Annotated in this window: 18 protein-coding genes; 9 read left to right on the forward strand and 9 right to left on the reverse strand. The window is 72.5% G+C overall.

Annotated elements, in window-relative coordinates:
• Positions 1-47: 47 nt before the first annotated feature.
• The 3 genes from ACIQVL_RS28295 to ACIQVL_RS28305 form a co-directional block, all read right to left on the reverse strand.
• Positions 48-1,778, reverse strand: coding sequence for a hypothetical protein (locus ACIQVL_RS28295; protein ID WP_403426179.1), 1,731 nt, complete (start codon positions 1,776-1,778; stop codon positions 48-50).
• A 621-nt stretch (positions 1,779-2,399) separates the two neighbouring features.
• A complete protein-coding gene (locus ACIQVL_RS28300) occupies positions 2,400-4,034 on the reverse strand; it encodes an amidohydrolase (protein WP_403476704.1) in 1,635 nt (544 codons plus the stop codon).
• Between the two features lie 12 nt (positions 4,035-4,046).
• Positions 4,047-5,540 (reverse strand): APC family permease, encoded by a 1,494-nt coding sequence (locus tag ACIQVL_RS28305; protein WP_403476705.1) that lies wholly within the window; start codon positions 5,538-5,540, stop codon positions 4,047-4,049.
• 128 nt (positions 5,541-5,668) lie between these two features.
• Between ACIQVL_RS28305 and ACIQVL_RS28310 the strand changes: the two genes are divergently transcribed.
• Positions 5,669-6,397 carry a helix-turn-helix domain-containing protein gene (locus ACIQVL_RS28310; protein WP_403476706.1) on the forward strand — a complete coding sequence of 243 codons (729 nt, stop codon included), beginning with the start codon at positions 5,669-5,671 and terminating at the stop codon, positions 6,395-6,397.
• 51 nt (positions 6,398-6,448) lie between these two features.
• Complete coding sequence (locus ACIQVL_RS28315) at positions 6,449-6,841, forward strand: VOC family protein (RefSeq protein ID WP_403476707.1); 393 nt, start codon at positions 6,449-6,451, stop codon at positions 6,839-6,841.
• Between the two features lie 6 nt (positions 6,842-6,847).
• Here ACIQVL_RS28315 and ACIQVL_RS28320 read toward each other — a convergent pair whose 3' ends face one another.
• Both ACIQVL_RS28320 and ACIQVL_RS28325 read right to left on the reverse strand, forming a co-directional pair.
• Positions 6,848-7,153 carry a DUF4235 domain-containing protein gene (locus tag ACIQVL_RS28320; protein ID WP_403426168.1) on the reverse strand — a complete coding sequence of 102 codons (306 nt, stop codon included), beginning with the start codon at positions 7,151-7,153 and terminating at the stop codon, positions 6,848-6,850.
• A 16-nt stretch (positions 7,154-7,169) separates the two neighbouring features.
• The gene (locus tag ACIQVL_RS28325) at positions 7,170-8,186 is read right to left on the reverse strand and encodes a glutathione S-transferase family protein (RefSeq protein ID WP_403426166.1); all 1,017 of its coding nucleotides are present in this window, start codon (positions 8,184-8,186) and stop codon (positions 7,170-7,172) included.
• 281 nt (positions 8,187-8,467) lie between these two features.
• Between ACIQVL_RS28325 and ACIQVL_RS28330 the strand changes: the two genes are divergently transcribed.
• The gene (locus tag ACIQVL_RS28330; protein ID WP_403476830.1) at positions 8,468-9,379 is read left to right on the forward strand and encodes a cation diffusion facilitator family transporter; all 912 of its coding nucleotides are present in this window, start codon (positions 8,468-8,470) and stop codon (positions 9,377-9,379) included.
• Positions 9,380-9,573: 194 nt separating this feature from the next.
• Here ACIQVL_RS28330 and ACIQVL_RS28335 read toward each other — a convergent pair whose 3' ends face one another.
• Positions 9,574-10,014, reverse strand: coding sequence for a nitroreductase family deazaflavin-dependent oxidoreductase (locus ACIQVL_RS28335; RefSeq protein WP_403426163.1), 441 nt, complete (start codon positions 10,012-10,014; stop codon positions 9,574-9,576).
• 122 nt (positions 10,015-10,136) lie between these two features.
• Positions 10,137-10,769, reverse strand: coding sequence for a LysE family transporter (locus ACIQVL_RS28340; protein ID WP_403476708.1), 633 nt, complete (start codon positions 10,767-10,769; stop codon positions 10,137-10,139).
• Positions 10,770-11,062: 293 nt separating this feature from the next.
• Here ACIQVL_RS28340 and ACIQVL_RS28345 point away from each other — a divergent pair, with 293 nt between their 5' ends.
• Together ACIQVL_RS28345 and ACIQVL_RS28350 are read left to right on the forward strand one after the other, a co-directional pair.
• On the forward strand, positions 11,063-12,304 hold the full coding sequence (locus ACIQVL_RS28345; protein ID WP_403476709.1) for a cytochrome P450: 1,242 nt from the start codon (positions 11,063-11,065) through the stop codon (positions 12,302-12,304).
• A gap of 12 nt (positions 12,305-12,316) precedes the next feature.
• Positions 12,317-12,517 carry a ferredoxin gene (locus tag ACIQVL_RS28350; protein ID WP_133022756.1) on the forward strand — a complete coding sequence of 67 codons (201 nt, stop codon included), beginning with the start codon at positions 12,317-12,319 and terminating at the stop codon, positions 12,515-12,517.
• Between the two features lie 31 nt (positions 12,518-12,548).
• Here the strand turns inward: ACIQVL_RS28350 and ACIQVL_RS28355 are convergent, their stop codons facing one another.
• A complete protein-coding gene (locus ACIQVL_RS28355) occupies positions 12,549-13,433 on the reverse strand; it encodes a sigma-70 family RNA polymerase sigma factor (RefSeq protein WP_403476710.1) in 885 nt (294 codons plus the stop codon).
• A 69-nt stretch (positions 13,434-13,502) separates the two neighbouring features.
• Here ACIQVL_RS28355 and ACIQVL_RS28360 point away from each other — a divergent pair, with 69 nt between their 5' ends.
• Positions 13,503-14,180: an FMN-dependent NADH-azoreductase gene (locus ACIQVL_RS28360; protein ID WP_403476711.1), complete on the forward strand. Its 678-nt coding sequence runs from the start codon at positions 13,503-13,505 to the stop codon at positions 14,178-14,180.
• 2 nt (positions 14,181-14,182) lie between these two features.
• On the opposite strand, the gene ACIQVL_RS28365 is transcribed toward ACIQVL_RS28360, so the two are convergent.
• Positions 14,183-14,734: a TetR/AcrR family transcriptional regulator gene (locus tag ACIQVL_RS28365; protein WP_403476712.1), complete on the reverse strand. Its 552-nt coding sequence runs from the start codon at positions 14,732-14,734 to the stop codon at positions 14,183-14,185.
• Between the two features lie 88 nt (positions 14,735-14,822).
• Here ACIQVL_RS28365 and ACIQVL_RS28370 point away from each other — a divergent pair, with 88 nt between their 5' ends.
• The 3 genes from ACIQVL_RS28370 to ACIQVL_RS28380 all read left to right on the forward strand — a co-directional run bounded on the left by ACIQVL_RS28370 (position 14,823) and on the right by ACIQVL_RS28380 (position 16,911).
• Positions 14,823-15,281 carry a DUF1348 family protein gene (locus ACIQVL_RS28370; RefSeq protein WP_403476713.1) on the forward strand — a complete coding sequence of 153 codons (459 nt, stop codon included), beginning with the start codon at positions 14,823-14,825 and terminating at the stop codon, positions 15,279-15,281.
• A gap of 21 nt (positions 15,282-15,302) precedes the next feature.
• Positions 15,303-15,836 carry a flavoprotein gene (locus ACIQVL_RS28375; protein ID WP_403426151.1) on the forward strand — a complete coding sequence of 178 codons (534 nt, stop codon included), beginning with the start codon at positions 15,303-15,305 and terminating at the stop codon, positions 15,834-15,836.
• 106 nt (positions 15,837-15,942) lie between these two features.
• Entirely contained in the window at positions 15,943-16,911 is a 969-nt protein-coding gene (locus ACIQVL_RS28380) for an aldo/keto reductase (protein ID WP_403476714.1), read from the forward strand.
• Positions 16,912-16,928: the final 17 nt, after the last annotated feature.

Below are 16,928 nucleotides of genomic sequence, written 5' to 3' on the forward strand. Positions count from 1 at the left end.
CCGTTGCCCGGTCGGGTCGTCCGACCGGGCAACGGCGTGTCCGTGCGTCAGCCGTCGAGCCAGTCGCCCGCGACGTCCGTGGGACGGTAGCCCGTGGCGTTCCAGAGGAAATGCGGGTGCGCGCAGCCGAACATGTAGGCGAGCAGCGTGGTGTCCTCCCGCCCGGTCAGCGGGTCGTGCAGGGCGTGGAACCTTTCGGATCCCACCACACCGGCGTCCTGCTGGACCTGACGAGCGCGGTCCGGGGACGGCTCGGCGCCGGATGCCTCCACGGCGGCGACGTAGGTGCGGCGCAGGATCTCCCAGGCGTTGTCGGTGTCGCCGTGCCAAGGGCCGTGCACCGCCTCGAAGGCATGCAGCTCGGCGTCGAAAAGGGGCCATGCGCCGGGGTGCTGGGCCCGGCAGCGGGCGGACAGCTCGGCGGTCCGGGCGCTCAGCGCCGCGACGGTGGGCCGCGGGGCGATGGTGAGGGTCGTGCCGCGGGTGAGGATGCCGGTGCAGGCGTTGGGCTGGAGGTCGCACAGCGGGCACCCGGCGGCCGGGGGGAGACCCTCGGTGATGCCGTCGAACCACAGCGCGTGCCGTCCCGTGAGCCCCATCCAGACGACGGTGGTGGTCAGCAGCCAGGTGTTCCACATCGGGCGATGCGCCTCGGGCGTGCAGCCGTACTTGACGAGGGCTATCGCGCAGGCGGCGTAGAAGGCCTTGGTGTGGGCGGGCATCTCGGCGAGCCAGAAGTTGCTGATCTCGCCGGTGAGGGCGTCGGCCCGGACGTCGGCCATGTCGTCGATGACGCGGCACAGCAGCAGGGAGGCGAGGTTCTCCTCCTGCCACAGTTCGGTGTCGGGTGCGACGTGCCAGAACAGGCAGTCCAGCATCTGCAGGGCCGAGTAGGAGCTGTGGTCCAGCGGGTTGGTCTGGGGCAGCGTGACGCTGCCCGCGTCGTGCTGGCGGAGCCAGTACTCGTCGACGGACCGCTTGTGGGCTGCGAAGAGTCCGGAGACCAGGGCCCGTGCGCTGTTGGTGCTGAAACTCTCGGCCAGGCGGTCTTCGACGTGCTGGGTGAGGCGCGTGGTGTCGATGGTCTCGATCACGCGCTTGTACTCGTGGAAGACGAGGATGTCGTCCTCGAAGCGGTGGCGGTGGCCGAGATCGTGTTCCAGGTCGTTCATCTGACGGGTCCAGGACCAGCCACCGGTCAGGACGCTGTCGAGCTCCCGGCGGTACGGCCAGGTCTTGACGGCGAGGGGACGGCCGGCGCTCTGCCGCCAGCGGTAGTCGTCCAGCGTGCGCGCGGGGGGTGCGGGCAGCCGACGGCACAACGGGCAGGTGCAGGCGGTGGCCTGCTCCTCCGCACGCGGCGGGGCCAGGGCCCGGCTCCGCCAGGCTCCTTCCAGCATCGCGCAGGTCAGCCGGCAGATCTCGGCGTCGGTGCCGACCTCGGGGAAGGCCGCCTCGATCATGCGCAGGCTGGTGTCGAGGTGCCTCAGCCTGGCACGGCCCTCCTCGTCGGGCGGGAGGAACTCGCGCGGCGCCTGATGGAGGGCTCCCGCCAGATGCAGCGTGGTGCCGGAATGCCGGGATCCGAGCGCGTCCAGTCGCTGCCGCGCGGCGTTCTGGAAGGTCCGGTACTGGTCCGTGCTCCCGTTCACGCGTTTCACGAAGAGGCCGGCCAGGGCGTTCCCCGCCTCCGTGGGCTGCAACTGGGCGCTCGGCTGCGCCGGGAGCAGGCTGTCGGCGGACGCCTTCGGAACAGCACCTGCGCCTCGGGAATTCACAGCGATCTCCTTCAAGTTGTGGTCATGACAATGGACTCGGTCGGCTGCGGTCGCCGGCAGCCGTGTCCGGGGAAGGGGCGGCCCCCTCCGTGACGGCCTCGCCGGGCGGCCGGACGCGCACGACCGGTTCCGGCTCCTGGCGCGGACGACCGGGAGGGGCGCGCAGGCCGAGGTGGCGGGCCGGGGAAGCGGTGCGGGTCGCCCGGCGGGGCGCTGGTCCGCGGCGGATGCGTCCTCGGGGCCGCCGGTCTGCCGTGAACGGCCCGGCCTCCCCGCAGCGCTCCTGCTACACGACGAGGACCTGGTGCGCCGCCTCAGCCGTGCTGATGAGGCTGCGCACCAGGTCCATGTCCCGGAGCCGGCGCCGATGACGGGCGCGCGGACTCCGGATGCTCACCGACGGGGGACTCGAAGGGCAGGTCGGAGGTGACGTCCTGAGGCATGTGTTTCCTTTCGGGCGACAGTGCGCAGAGTCCCCCCGTCCCTGCGAACGGGTGGCCTGTCAGCCACCCGTGCACTCGAACTGGCCTTCGTGGCTCGAAAGTTGAGCCGTGAAGCGCTACGAGGCTGCCCAGAGCGTAAATGATCTACGCGTGACCTGGCCGTGACGTGTGTTACTGCTCATACCTCCTGAGCCGAGTACACTCGCGCGCCCCCGACGTATGTGTGCGCGACGCGTGTGTCCGCGATGCGCTCCGGGGGCCCGGCGAACGGGTCGCGGTCCAGGACCACCAGATCCGCGAGCATGCCGACGGCCACCCGCCCGGTGTCGTCGAGGTGGTTCACGTACGCCGAACCGGCCGTGTACGCCCTGATCGCCGCCGCGAGTTCCAGCCGTTCCGCCGGCAGGAACACCGGCGCGTCGCCGCCCGGTTCGACCCGGTTCACCGCGACATGGATGCCCTGGAGCGGGTCGGGGCTGCTCACCGGCCAGTCGCTGCCGCCGGCGAGCCGCGCCCCGGAGCGCAGCAGCGACCCGAACGGGTACTGCCGTCCGGCCCGTTCCGAGCCGAGGAAGGGGATCGTCAGCTCGTCCATCTGCGGCTCGTGCGCGGCCCACAGCGCCTGGATGTTGGCGGTGGCGCCGAGCCGGGCGAAACGCGGTACGTCGGCGGGGTGCACGACCTGGAGATGCGCCAGGTGGGGCCGCGTGTCGCTCATCCCGTTGGCGGCCCGTGCCGCCTCGACCGCGTCCAGCGCGTCCCGTACGGCCCGGTCGCCGAGCGCGTGGAAGTGGCACTGGAAGCCGAGCGCGTCCAACTCGGTGACGTACTCGGGCAGTTGCTTCGGGTCGATGAAGCTCTTGCCCCGGTTGCGCGTCGCGCAGCCGCACTTGTCCAGGTAGGGGTCGAGCAGCGCCGCCGTGCCGTTCTCGGCGACCCCGTCCAGCATCAGCTTCACCGTGCCCGCCCGGAACCTGCCGTGGCTCAACGCGGCCCGCCTCTCGACGAGTTCGGGAATCTGCTCGGCCCCGCGCTCCCGGTCCCACCACAGCGCCCCGACCACCCGCGCGGTCAGCGAACCGTCCCGGGCCGCCGCCAGATACGCCGACGCCGGGTCGTCCATGCCGAGGAAGTCCCCGATCAGCGCGTCCTGCCAGGCCGTGATGCCCAGCGCGTGCAGATGGCGCTGCGCGTGCAGCAGCGCCGCCAGCCGGTCGGGCGGGCCGGCCGGCGGGGCGAGCCGGCCGACCAGCTGCATCGCGCCCTCCTGGAGCGTGCCGCCCGGCGCGCCGGAGGCGTCCCGCTCGATCCGCCCGTCCGCCGGGTCGGGCGTGTCGCGGCCGATCCCGGCCAGCTCCAGCGCCCGGCTGTTGACCCACGCCCCGTGATGGTCCCGGTTGGGCAGGTACACCGGCCGGTCCGGTACGACGGCGTCCAGCAGCTCCTTCGTCGGCGTACCGCCCTCGAACGCCTCCATGGACCAGCCGCCGCCCAGGATCCACGCCCGCTCCGGATGCGCGTCGGCGTAGGCGCCCACGGCGGCCACGGTCTCCGCCGCGGTCCGCAGCCCGGACAGGTCGCACTGGGTCAGTTCGAGGCCCGCCGGGACCGGATGGACGTGCGCGTCCTGGAACCCGGGCAGCAGCAGCCGCCCGGCGAGGTCGACCACCTCGGTGCGCGGCCCGGCGAGCTCCCGCAGCTCCCCCGCGGAGCCGACGGCGGTGATGCGCTCACCGGTGACGGCGACGGCGGTGGCCGCGGGGTCCTCGTAGGTGAGGACGCGGCCACCGGTGAAGAGCAGATCTGCGTGCATGTTTCCTGTTCCTCAGTTGGGGGTCGTGAGCAGCTGGGGCGCGTCGGCGTCGGTGCCCCGGCCGGTGCGGAAGTACGGCGAGCGGCGCACGTACTTCGCCCACCCTGCCGCGACGAACCCGGACCCGATCATCGCCAGCGGGGTGGCCAGCAGGAACCATCCGTTGTCCGCACTGACCTCGAAGTGGTCGGCGGAGGTGTAGAAGGACCAGCCGAGGTAGCCGCCGAGACCCAGCAGGGCGAGGGCGCTCAGCGCCGGGAGCACCACGGCCCGTACCCCCTGCCGCCAGTCCTCGCGCAGCAGCGAGCGGAAGCGCGCGGCGGCGGCGAGCGCGGTGAGCGCGTACGACAGGGCGACGACGATGCCGACCGCGTTCACCGTTGCCATGATCATGTCGGCGAGCCGCGGGATCACCAGGGCGAGCCCGGCGACCGCCGTGGCCAGCGCGCCGATCAGCAGCGTGCCGGCCGCCGGGGTGCCGTACCGGGCGCTGACCCTGGACCACACCGGCCCGAGGGTACGGTCCCGGCTCATCGCGAACATGCCGCGGGCCGTCGGGATCACCCCTGCCTGGAGCGAGGCCACCGCCGAGAACATCAGGGCCACCAGCGGCAGTGCGGCCCACGGCTGCGCGGCCAGCCGGTCGCCGAAGAACGCCAGCCCCTCGGCCCCGTGCCCGGCCAGTTCCTGCTCCGAGAGCACCCGCTGGAAGGCCACCGAGCCGAGCAGGAACAGGCCCAGCATGGTCACCAGGGTGATCAGCCCGGCCCGGGAGGCGTCCCGCGGGTCGCGGACCTCCTCGTTGACGCTGAACGCGGCCTCGAAACCCCAGTAGCAGAACACCGAGAGCAGCAGGCCCTGGGCGAGCGCGGTGGCCGACGGGATCGCGAACGGGTCGAACCAGCTCAGGCTGAAGGGGTGCGGTCCCTCGACGATGCCGTAGCCGCAGAACCCGAGCAGGACCGCGTACTCGAAGACCAGCAGCCCGGTCTGCAGGCGCGCGGCGGTACGGATGCCGGTCACGGCGGTGAGGGTGACCGCGACCAGGACCACGATCCCGAGGGCCGTGGTCTGCGCCGTCGAGCCGGGGTCGAGGGCGAGCGAGCCGATCCGGTGCACCCCGGCCTCGCCCGCCAGCTGCAGCAACGCCGATCCGGTGACCGCCGTGGTGTACGCCAGGAAGGCCACCGTCGCCACGATGTTCACCCAGCCGACCAGGAAGCCGAGCCACGGATTGAGCGAACGGCCCACCCACACGTAGCCGTTGCCCGCGTTGGGCTCCACCCGGTTCAGCCGGGAGTAGGCGCCCGCGATGCCGAGGACCGGCACGAACGCCAGCAGCATGATGGCCGGCAGATGCAGCCCGACCACCCCGGCCGTCACCCCCAGACCGATGCCGATGCTGGTGGTGGCCGCCGTACTGGACGCGGCCACCGCGACGCCGTCGAGGACGCCGAGGGATCTGCGCAATTCAGGGGGGTCCGCTGTGTAGGGCTGGTCGGTCATGGCCGGCACACTCCGCTCGCACCAGGGGGCCGGACTGGTCGGCCCCGGTGACGGGACATGAAACTGCCGGTGCCCTTCACAGGTCAACGGTGTTGTCATAAGGTGCCCGCACGTCATGAGGAGGTCCGTTGAGCGAACGTGTCGTCCCGGCCGCCGCCCGGCAGCGCAGGCGGCCCACCAAACAGGGCGTGGTGCTCTCCGAGGAGCTGATCGTCGAGACCGCGATGCGGCTGATCGAGGAGCACGGCGCGGACGCCCTGTCGGTGCGCCGCCTCGGCCGCGCCCTGGGTGCCGATCCCAGCTCCCTCTACCGCTACTTCCGGCACACCGACGACCTGATGCTCGCCGTCGCCGACGAACTGATCGGCCGTACCCTGCGCGTCTGGCGGCCCACCGGCGACTGGCGCACCGACCTGCGCGACCTCGGCCTGCGGATGCACGCCGGTGCCCTCGCCCAGCCGCGGGCGGCGGTGCTCAGCGCCCACCGGGTGACCGGACGGACGTACGAGATCCAGGCCGTCGAGACCATCCTCGGGATACTCCGCGACGCCGGTTTCCCGGACGCCGAGGCGGTCCGCGTCTACCACGCCTTCGTCGACCAGGCCCTCGCGTACGGCGCCCTCGACTCCGCCAACACCGCCCTGCCGGAGCCTGCCCGGGAGGCCGAGGCGGACGTGTGGCGGGCGACCTACGCCCGGCTGCCCGCCACCAGCCACCCGAACATCGCGGCCACCGCCCGCCATCTCGTGGCCTCGATGCGGGGCAGCTCCTACCCGGCCGCCCTCGATCTGCTGCTGACCGCGGCCGAGGCCCGGCTCGCACAACTGGGCGTCGGGCAGCGGCCGGTGGGCGACTGAATCCGCCGATCGGGGACAGACGTGCCGGGAGAACCTGCCGAGGGAGGAAACATGGCACTGGTGACCGCGGCCGTCGTGGTGCTGGACTGCGCAGAGCCCGAGAAGACCGCCCAGTTCTACCGGGAGTTCCTGGACGGCGAGGACGGCGAGGTCTCGGCCAACCTGTTCGAGGTCCGGGCCACCGGCGGCTTCCGGATCGCCTTCCGGCGCGACGTGAACGCAACCCCGCCCAGCTGGCCGCGGCCCGAGAACTCGCTCCAGGCTCATCTCGACTTCGTGGTCGAGGACCTCGACGAGGCCGAGCGCCGGGTGATCGGCCTGGGTGGACGGCCGATCGAGACGAAGGACGCGGCCGGGCCGTACGAGGAACGCGGGTACGCCGACCCGGCCGGACACTCCTTCACCCTGCGCCTGGTGCCGACACCGGCGCCCAAGCAGGGCTGAGACCGCTCAGTCCCGGCCGCCCCTGCCGGCCGTCGGCCACACCCCGGTGGAGCGCTCTATGGCCGTCGCGCCGGTACGGTCCACCGCGCTGCGCACCACCGCGAAGACCGCGCCCTGGACCGCGGCGGCCAGGAGCACCTCGCCCCAGCCGCGGTCGCGGTCCAGGGCGTCCGGCGCGTCGTCCTCGCCACGCAGCGCCTTCCAGGTGCGGCGGAAGGCCAGCGCGCCCAGCGCCCCGCCGGCCCAGCTCAGCAGGAAACCGAGAGGCGCGTAGACGAGGGGGAGTTTCAGCTTCTTCCTGCTCCTGGCCATGCCTGCCTCCGCCTTCTCAGGGCCGCCCGGCGACCGCGACCTCCTCGGCCGCCCGCACCGGGCCGGGCGGCGTGCCGTCCCCGAAGGGCCGGCCGCCGAGCTCCGCCCGGTGATGGGGCGTCAGCCATCCGGCGGGATCCGGACCGAGGGGCACGACACGGGTCGGGTTGATCCCGGTGTGGACCTGGTAGTAGTGCCGCTTGATGTGGTCGAAGTCGACGGTGTCACCGAATCCCGGCGTCTGGTAGAGGTCCCTGGCGTACGCCCACAGCACCGGGCTCTCCGCGAGCTTGTAGCGGTTGCACTTGAAGTGGCCGTGGTAGACGGCGTCGAACCGCACCAGCGTGGTGAACAGCCGGATGTCGGCCTCCGTGATCGTGTCCCCGACCAGGTAGCGCCGCCCGGCCAGCCGCCCGGCGAGCAGCTCCAGCCGCCGGAACACCCCGGCGCACGCCTCCTCGTACGTCTCCTGCTCGTGCGCGAACCCGGCCCGGTAGACCCCGTTGTTGACGTCCTCGTACACCTCCGCCGTCACCGCGTCGATCTCGTCCCGGTGCCGTGCCGGGTACAGGTCCGGCGCCCCGTCCCTGTGCAGTGCCGTCCACTCGGTGGCCAGGTCCAGGGTCAGTTGCTGGTAGTCGTTGGTGACCAGCCTGCCGCTCGGCACGTCCACGACCGCGGGCACGCTCACCCCGCCGGGGTAGCCGGTCTCCCGGCGGTCGTACGCCTCGCTGAGGTACCGGATGCCGAGTACCGGGTCACGGCCGCCGGGGTCGAGGGTGAAGCGCCAGCTGCGGTCGTCCTGGATCGGGTCGGTCACGGCGAGCGACAGGGCGTCCTCCAGGCCGAGCAGCCGCCGGGAGATCACCGCCCGGCTCGCCCACGGGCAGGCACGGCTGACCACCAGCCGGTAGCGTCCGGCCGCCACCGGCCAGCCGTCCCGTCCGTCCGCGGTGATCCGGTCCGCGAAGTGACTGGGGGACCGTTTGAATGCCTTGCGTCCCAGCGCGCTGTTGCCGTCGCCGCTGCTCATGCGTCCTCCTCGCCCGGGGGCCGTGCCACGGTCGACCGGCAGCCCTGAGGGAATGCGTTCCCCCATTTCCGCCTCTCGCACGGAGTGATCAGCGTGCGTCGGGGCAGTCGGCGGTCGTGAGCAGGACACCGTCGCAGAAGCAGCACAGGCATCTGAAACAGGAGAGTCCGGAGCAGCAGGGTCCGGAGCAGGAGGGTCCGGAGCAGAAGGCTCCGGACCAGCAGGGTGCGGAGCAGCAGGGTGCGGAGCAGCCGCATGCCGACCGCCGGACCCGCGTCACCGTGTTCGTGGCGCTCGCCGCCAACCTGGTGATCGCGGTCGCCAAGGCCGTCGGCGGAGTCGTCGCCGGCTCGCCCGCCCTGCTGTCCGAGGCCGCGCACTCCGTCGCCGACAGCCTGAACGAGGTGTTCCTGCTGGCCGCCCTGCGCCGCAGCCGCCGCCCGCCCGACGCCCGGCACCCCTTCGGCTACGGCAAGGAGCGCTTCTTCTGGGCCCTGCTCGCGGCCGTCGGGATCTTCGTCATGGGCGGCTGCTTCTCCTTCTTCCAGGGGATCGAGGCACTGCGCGACGGCGCGGACGAGAAGCCCGGCGGCTATGTGGCCGGCCTGATCGTGCTGGGCGTCGCCCTGCTCGCCGAGGGCGCGTCCCTGCTCCGGGCCCTGTACCAGGCCCGCAGGGAGGCGCGCGGGCTGCGGGATCCGGCGTTGCGCACGGTGGTCGCCGAGGACGGCACCGCCGTGCTCGGCGTCTGCCTCGCGATCGTCGGCATGGTGCTGCACATGGTCACCGGCCAGGTGGCCTGGGAGGCCTCGGCCTCCCAGGCGATCGGCGCCCTGCTGGTGTTCGTCGCGTACCGGCTGGGCGCCGACGCCCGCGACCAGTTGATCGGGGAGGCCGCGGATCCGGAGCTCAGCGGCAGGATCCGGGAGCAGTTGGAGGCGGAGTCCGAGATCGACAGCGTGGAGGCGCTCTTCACGATGCAGATGGGGCTCGAATCGACCCTGGTCGCGGCCCGGGTCGACCTGGTGCCCGGTCTCGACAGCGAGGAGGTGGAGGAGGTCCTGGTGCGCATCAAGAGCGCGCTCAACGAGACGTTCCACGAGACCGACCAGGTCTTCCTGGACGTGACCGACCGCTCCGCGCAGGAGGCACATGAAAGCCCCGCCGCGACGGGGGAACGCGGCGGGGCCTGATATTCGGCTGCCCGGCCCGAAGCCGGTTCATGCCTCCCCGAAACAGATTTTTCTAAATTCCGCCGGTTCCCGGCCGGAATGAATTCCCGGAACCGCCAATTCCCCGTGCTGCGGTTCCGGCCGCAGCGGTTGCGACCGCTCCGGTTCCGGCTACTGCGGTTGCTACTGCTCCGGTTACGGCTACTGCGGTTCGGCTACTTCGCTTCCAGCACGAACACCGGGATCTCCCGGCTGGTCTTCTCCTGGTAGTCGGCGTACGGCGGGTACGCCGCGACCGCCCGGTCCCACCACTCGGCCTTCTCCGCGCCGGTGACCTCCCGAGCGGTCATGTCCTGCTTGACCGCCCCGTCCTGGAGCTCGACGAGCGGGTGGGACTTGACGTTGAAGTACCAGACCGGGTGCTTGGGCGCGCCGCCCTGGGAGGCGACGATGGCGTACTTCCCGCCGTGCTCCACCCGCATCAGCGGCGTCTTGCGGATCTTCCCGCTCTTCACCCCCAGGGTGGTGAGCAGGATGACGGGCATCCCGGTGTCCATCAGGGTCGTGCCCTCCTTCCCGCCCGAGCTCTCGTACAACTCGACCTGCTCGCGCACCCAGGCGGCCGGGCTGGGCTCGTACTCGCCCTCAAGAGGCATGAGGTCCGTCCCCTCGTCGGTTCCAAGACTGACGTCATGATTCAACACGCGAAGTGCCCCGGATCATCCGTACGACACCGCTCCCGTGACGGGATCTCGCCCCCCGTCGAGGTCGCCGGACGTCAGCCCGGTGACAGCACCATCCGGGCCGCCAGCCCCAGCATCACGCAGCTCGACAGCAGCGCCGTGACCAGGCGCCCCCGGTGGCCGGTCAGGCCGCGGCCGAGGAGCGCTCCGCCGCCGGCCAGCAGGAGCTGCCAGCTCGCGGACGCGGCGAAGGCCGCGAGGACGAAGACCCCCTGCTCCAGCGGCCGTACCGCCTCGGCGGAACGCGTGCCGACCACCAGGGCGGCGAAGTAGATCACCGTCGTGGGGTTGAGCAGCGTGATCCCGAGGAGGCCGAGATACGCCCGTCCGGGGCCGGGTACCGGCCGCGCGGCCCGGGTCGCGAGCCGCCGCTCCCGGTACTGGCGCAGCGCGACCGCCGCACCGCGCACGGCGAGCCCCACCAGCACCAGCGCCGACGCCAGCCGAAGCGGTCCGAGGACCGGTACCAGCGCCGCCGCGAGCGCGGCACCGCCGACCGCCGCCAGCAGGGCGTACAGGCCGTCGGCGCTGGCCACACCGAGCGCGGCGCAGGCGCCGGTCCGCAGTGACGTGCGAGCCGTGAGGGACACTAGATACGTGCCGACCGCACCGACCGGGACGGCGATCCCGTACCCGGCGAGCAGGCCGGCGACGAGCGCGGCCGTCACGCGCGTGCGGGCTCGGGCCTCCGGGGACGCCCCGGCTGCTGCTGGACCCGCACCCGACGGAGGGTCGCGGTGGTCAGCGGCACGATGGCGTCAGGAGAGTTCATGCGCAGATCCTGGGGTCCGCGTCGCCGCACCGGCAAGCGAATTTCGGCGCGGAATCGTCCCCCGACCGAACGGGGTTCGGCCAGATCACCCGATGCGGCGATCTGGCCGAACTTCAGGTCGCCACATAGGTGCCCCGAGCATCTAATGAAGATCGGCACGACGTACGACACTCGTCTGCGAGGTCTTCCATGAAAGAACTGACGGACCTGACGGAACCCACCTCTCCCGGCGGCCGGGCCGACCCCGTTGCCTGGCCGCAGGACCGCACGTGCCCCTACCACCCGCCCACCGGCTACGACCCACTGCGCGACGGCACCCAGCTGTCCCGCGTCACCCTCTACGACGGCCGCACCGTCTGGGCGGTCACCGGCCACGGCACGGCCAGGGCACTGCTCGCCGACCCCCGGCTCTCCAGCGACCGCCGGCGGGAGGACTTCCCGATGCCGAACGCCCGGTTCGCGGCGGCCCGGGAACGCCGCCAGGTCGCCCTGCTCGGCCTCGACGACCCCGAGCACCAGACCCAGCGCCGCATGCTGATCCCGGACTTCACCCTCAAGCGGGCGACCGTGATGCGCCCGGCCATCCAGCGGATCGTCGACGATCTGCTCGACAGGATGATCGCCGCGGGACCGCCCGCCGACCTGGTGAGTTCCTTCGCGCTGCCCGTGCCGTCCATGGTCATCTGCGACCTGCTCGGTGTGCCCTACGCCGACCACGAGTTCTTCGAGGCGCAGTCCCGGCGGCTGCTGCGCGGTCCGGAGCCGGCCGACTCCCTGGACGCGCGCGACCAGCTGGAGGCCTACCTGGGCGACCTGGCCGACCGCAAGAGCCGGGACGGGGCGCCCGGCGACGGGGTCCTCGACGACCTTGTCCACGAGCGGCTGCGCGAGGGCGCCCTGGACCGCGCCGAGGTCGTCTCACTGGCCCTCATCCTGCTGGTCGCCGGGCACGAGACCACCGCCAACATGATCTCGCTCGGCACCTTCACCCTGCTCCAGCAGCCCGAGCGGCTCGCCGAGCTGCGGGCCGACCCCGCGCTGGTACCCGCCGCCGTCGAGGAACTGATGCGGATGCTGTCCATCGCCGACGGGCTGCTGCGCGTCGCCCTGGAGGACATCGAGCTGGACGGCGCGGCCATCCGCAAGGGCGACGGCGTGCTCTTCGCCACCTCGGTCATCAACCGCGACGAGTCCGTGTACGACGACCCCGACACCCTCGACTGGCACCGCCCGGCCCGCCACCACGTGGCCTTCGGCTTCGGCATCCACCAGTGCCTGGGCCAGAACCTGGCCCGCACCGAGCTGGAGATCGCCCTGCGCACCCTGTGGGAGCGGCTCCCGGACCTGCGGCTCGCCGCACCGCCGGAGGAGATCCCCTTCAAACCCGGCGACACGATCCAGGGGATGCTGGAACTCCCCGTGACCTGGTAAGAGGCTCCTGCCATGCACATCGAGATCGACACGGACGTCTGCATCGGCGCGGGGCAGTGCGCCCTCACCGCCCCGAACGTCTTCACCCAGGACGACGACGGCTTCAGCGCCCTGCTCCCCGGCAAGGAGGACGGCGGCGGCGACCCGCTGGTCAAGGAGGCGGCCCGAGCCTGCCCGGTGCACGCCATCACGGTCAAGGAACCGACGGGCTAGGCCTGGGCTGGGCCGCCTCGACCTGCCGGCCTCAGACAGCCGCCGGCACGTCGAGCACCGCCACTTCCAGCCGCCGCAGCAGCACCGGGTCGGCGACCACCTCGTACGCCGCCACCCGGTCGCCCTCGACGGTGAACCGCAGGACGTACCGCAGCCGTCCGCGCGGAGCGACGACGAGGCCGACCCGGCCGTCCACCAGGGCCGGTACGGCCGAGCGGGCGCGGTCGCGCAGCAGCACCGTGCCCTCCGCGACGGCCCGCGCGCCCCGCAGCTCCGCCGCCACCCCCGGCGGCAGGGTTGCGGGGTCGGCGTGCCGGACCACGTCCGGGGCGAGCAGGCCGAGCAGCGCGCCCAGGTCACCGCCTCGGGCGGCGGCCAGGAACGCCTCCACGACCCCGCGGTGCCGGTCCTGCTCGGCGGCCGGCAGCGCGGGCGTGCCGCGGACCTTGTGCCGGGCCCGGCTGGCGAGCTTCTTCGCGGCCGGCAGCGAACGGTCGGTGATCGCCGCGATCCGCTCGAACGGCACCCCGAACACATCGTGCAGCACGAACGCCACCCGCTCCGCCGGACTCAGTGTCTCCAGCACCACCAGCAGGGCGAGCCCCACCGACTCGGCCAGCACGGCCTCCTCCTCGGGCCCGCCGCCGGCCGCGCGCTCCGGGAGGTCCGCGCCGTACGGGTCCTCGCGGTGCGCGGTGCGGGCGCGCAGCAAGTCCAGGCAGACGCGGGAGACGACCGTCGTCAGCCAGGCGGTGAGGTTGCCGATGTCGGCACTGCCCGCGCGGCTCAGCCGCAGCCAGGCCTCCTGGACCGCGTCCTCGGCGTCCCCGGCCGAGCCCAGCATGCGGTAGGCGATGGCCCGCAGTCGTGCGCGCCGCGCCTCGAACTCCGCCGCCAGGTCGTCGTGCCGGTCCATGGGGTCACCTTTCCGTTCCGTGCTCCGTCACCCCGTCGACGTATCCGGACCGACCGAGGTGACCACCCCATGCTGCTGCACATCGACTCCAGCGCCGACGCGACCGCCGACTCCGTGACCAGGCGCCTGACCGCGGACTTCGCCCGCGCCTGGCGTGCCGGGCACCCGGCGGGGGAGTACCGCCGCCGCGACCTGACCGCCACCCCGGTGGCCCCGCTCACCGGCGCCTACACCACCCTGGGCCGCCGGGTGGAGCGCGAGGGCTTCGTGCCGCCCGCCAAGGTGCCCGCGCTGATCGAGAGCCGGGCCGAGGCCCGCGAGTGGGAACTGACCCTGCCTCCGATCACCGAGCTGGCCGCCGCGGACACGGTGCTGCTCGGCGTCCCCATGTACAACTTCGCGGTGCCCGCGGCCCTCAAGGCGTGGATCGACCGGGTGACCTTCCCCGGCGCCTTCGTGCACCCGGACACGGGGGAGAGCCTGCTGTCCGGCACCCGGGTGGTGGCCGTCCTGGCGCGCGGCGGTGCCTACGGCCCGGAGACCCGCCGGGCGGACCTGGACTTCCAGCTGCCGTACCTGAGGGCCTGGACGGCCCGGCTCGGCGTCCGGCCCGAGCACTTTCACCCGGTGGCCGCCGAGCTGACCCGCGTCGACGTGCTGCCCTTCCTGGCCGGTCAGGAGGAGGCGGCCGCCGCCTCCCTCACCGGGGCCCGCACCGCCCTGTCCCGGCTGGCCGCCGTGGCCTGACCTCATCCGGCGCGCAGCAGCACCCGGGCCGCCGCGCGGGCCTCCGCCGCGGGCTCCGTGCTCCCGGTGACGCCCGCGGTGACCATCGCCCCCTCGGCGAGCAGGAACAGCGGCCCGGTCAGCGCGGCGTCCATCCCGGCGTCGGCCACCAGCTCCGCCAGGTAGTCCCGGAACGCCCGCTTGTGGCCGCGGACCTGGGCCACCACCCCCGGGGAGGTGGCACCGAGCTCGCCGTACGCGTTGATCCAGGCGCACCCCCGGAAGTCCGCCTCTGCGAACCACCCCTCCAGCCAGTCGAAGACCGCGAGGATCCGCTCGCGGGGGTCCTCGTGCCGCCGGACATGGTCGGCGAGCCGCTGCCGCCAGCGCACGTCCCGCCGCTCCAGATAGGCCGCCACGAGCTGCTCCTTGGCGGGGAAGAGCTGGTAGAGCCGTTTGAGGGAGACGCCGGAGGCGCCGCGTATGTCGTCCATGCCGACGGACTGCACCCCGCGCCCGTAGAACAGCCGCTCGGCGGCGTCCAGAGCCTGCTCACGCGCGACCGCGCTGTCCATGGGCCACTCCTTGACGAGAGAACGTGCGTTCTCCTACGGTAGCAGCGACGCGGAGAACGCACGTTCTCTCTTCGACGAGGAGGAGACCATGACCGCCCGCCCGCCCCTGCCGCCCTTCACCCGGGAGACCGCAGTCCAGAAGGTCCAGGCCGCCGAGGACGCCTGGAACACCCGTGACCCCGAGCGGGTCGCGCTCGCCTACTCCGAGGACTCGGTCTGGCGCAACCGCGGCACCTTCGTCACCGGCCGCGCCGCGATCGTCGAGTTCCTCACCGCGAAATGGGCCCGCGAACTCGACTACGCGCTCCGCAAGGACCTGTGGGCCTTCGACGGCGACCGCATCGCGGTCCGCTTCCAGTACGAGTGCCACGACGCGGACGGCCAGTGGTGGCGCTCGTACGGCAACGAGCTCTGGGAGTTCGACGGGCACGGGCTCATGACCCGGCGCGAGGCCAGCATCAACGACGTGCGGATCGAGGAGCACGAGCGCCGGATCCACGGTCCGCGCCCGGACTCCGAGCGGGGCCTGTCCTTCCCGCTCCGATAGCCCCCCGCATAGGGTTCCCGGATGACCGACGAGCCCCGGAAGCCCTTCCTCTACCTGGTCGTCTGCGCCGCCGGCATCGCCGCGGGCGTCGGCAGACTCGTCACCGCGGCCCAGGAACGCGGCTGGGAGGTCGGGATCATCGCCACGCCCGTGGCCGTGAACGGCTTCTTCGACACCGCGGAGGCGGAGGCGCGCACCGGGCGCCCGATCCGGTCGGCCTGGCGCCGCCCCTCCGATCCGCGTCCCTTCCCCGCGCCGGACGCCGTGGTCGTCGCGCCCGCGACCTTCAACACCGTGAACAAGTGGGCCGCCGGGCTCGCCGACACCCTCGCCGTCGGCACGCTGTGCGAGGCCCTGGGACTCGACGTCCCGATCGCGGTCCTGCCCTGCGTCGCGGGCGCGCTCGCCGCACACCCCGCCTACCAGGAGAGCCTGACCCGGCTGCGCGCCCTCGGCGTGCGCTTCGGCGACCCCTACGCCGGCGGGGCCGACGCGGACGGCGGCCGCCCCGAGTTCGCCTGGGAGCGCGCGCTGGACCTGCTGGACCGCCCCTGACGACGCCCTGCCGACGTCCGATAACCACCGCCACGGCGGGAGACCGGACGGCGGGCCGACGTACGCTCGCCTCTGTACGACGTGATCTCGACGGTGGGAGACAACGATGGAGTACGTGAAGCTCGGCCGAACCGGTATGGACGTGTCCCGGATCTGCCTCGGCTGCATGACCTACGGCCTGCCCGACCGCGGCACCCACGAGTGGACCCTCGACGAGGAGGCCGCCCGCCCGCTGATCCGGCAGGCGCTGGAGGCGGGCATCAACTTCTTCGACACCGCCAACGTCTACTCCGACGGCACCAGCGAGGAGATCGTCGGCAAGGCGCTGCGCGACTTCGCCCAGCGCGACGAGATCGTCCTCGCCACCAAGGTGCACGGCCGGATGCGTCCCGGCCCCAACGGCGGCGGGCTGTCCCGCAAGGCGATCCTCACCGAGATCGACCACAGCCTCAGCCGCCTCGGCACCGACTACGTCGACCTCTACCAGATCCACCGCTACGATCACGCCACGCCGGTCGAGGAGACGATGGAGGCGCTGCACGACGTCGTCAAGGCCGGCAAGGCCCGCTACATCGGGGCGAGTTCGATGTACGCCTGGGAGTTCTCCAAGGCCCAGTACACGGCCGAACGGCACGGCTGGACCAAGTTCGTGTCCATGCAGAACCACTACAACCTCCTCTACCGCGAGGAGGAACGCGAGATGCTGCCGCTCTGCGCCGACCAGAGCGTGGGCGTACTGCCGTGGAGCCCGCTGGCCCGGGGCCGCCTCACCCGCGACTGGGGCACGGTCACCGAGCGCAGCGCGAACGACAACTTCGGCGGCCGCCTCTACCAGGAGGGCGACCGCGCGATCGTCGAGGCGGTCACCCGTATCGCGGACGACCGGGGCGTCCCGCGCGCCCAGGTGGCCATGTCCTGGCTCCTGCACCAGAACACGGTGACGGCCCCGATCATCGGCGCCTCGAAGCCGAACCACATCGAGGACGCCGTGGCAGCAGTCGAGTTGCAACTCAGCGACAAGGAACTCGAAGAGCTCCAGGAGCCTTACGGCCCCCATCCGATCTCCGGCCACTGAAGGGCGCCCCTTCGGGG

The sequence above is a fragment of the Streptomyces sp. NPDC090499 genome, from assembly GCF_044769305.1.
GTDB lineage: Bacteria > Actinomycetota > Actinomycetes > Streptomycetales > Streptomycetaceae > Streptomyces.

Coding starts and splice junctions, on each gene's coding strand:
- ACIQVL_RS28300 (WP_403476704.1), bottom strand. CDS start 4,034: ATGCACGCAGATCTGCTCTTCACCGGTGGCCGCGTCCTCACCTACGAG.
- ACIQVL_RS28305 (WP_403476705.1), bottom strand. CDS start 5,540: ATGACCGACCAGCCCTACACAGCGGACCCCCCTGAATTGCGCAGATCC.
- ACIQVL_RS28315 (WP_403476707.1), top strand. CDS start 6,449: ATGGCACTGGTGACCGCGGCCGTCGTGGTGCTGGACTGCGCAGAGCCC.
- ACIQVL_RS28320 (WP_403426168.1), bottom strand. CDS start 7,153: ATGGCCAGGAGCAGGAAGAAGCTGAAACTCCCCCTCGTCTACGCGCCT.
- ACIQVL_RS28325 (WP_403426166.1), bottom strand. CDS start 8,186: ATGAGCAGCGGCGACGGCAACAGCGCGCTGGGACGCAAGGCATTCAAA.
- ACIQVL_RS28335 (WP_403426163.1), bottom strand. CDS start 10,014: ATGCCTCTTGAGGGCGAGTACGAGCCCAGCCCGGCCGCCTGGGTGCGC.
- ACIQVL_RS28345 (WP_403476709.1), top strand. CDS start 11,063: ATGAAAGAACTGACGGACCTGACGGAACCCACCTCTCCCGGCGGCCGG.
- ACIQVL_RS28350 (WP_133022756.1), top strand. CDS start 12,317: ATGCACATCGAGATCGACACGGACGTCTGCATCGGCGCGGGGCAGTGC.
- ACIQVL_RS28355 (WP_403476710.1), bottom strand. CDS start 13,433: ATGGACCGGCACGACGACCTGGCGGCGGAGTTCGAGGCGCGGCGCGCA.
- ACIQVL_RS28360 (WP_403476711.1), top strand. CDS start 13,503: ATGCTGCTGCACATCGACTCCAGCGCCGACGCGACCGCCGACTCCGTG.
- ACIQVL_RS28365 (WP_403476712.1), bottom strand. CDS start 14,734: ATGGACAGCGCGGTCGCGCGTGAGCAGGCTCTGGACGCCGCCGAGCGG.
- ACIQVL_RS28370 (WP_403476713.1), top strand. CDS start 14,823: ATGACCGCCCGCCCGCCCCTGCCGCCCTTCACCCGGGAGACCGCAGTC.
- ACIQVL_RS28375 (WP_403426151.1), top strand. CDS start 15,303: ATGACCGACGAGCCCCGGAAGCCCTTCCTCTACCTGGTCGTCTGCGCC.
- ACIQVL_RS28380 (WP_403476714.1), top strand. CDS start 15,943: ATGGAGTACGTGAAGCTCGGCCGAACCGGTATGGACGTGTCCCGGATC.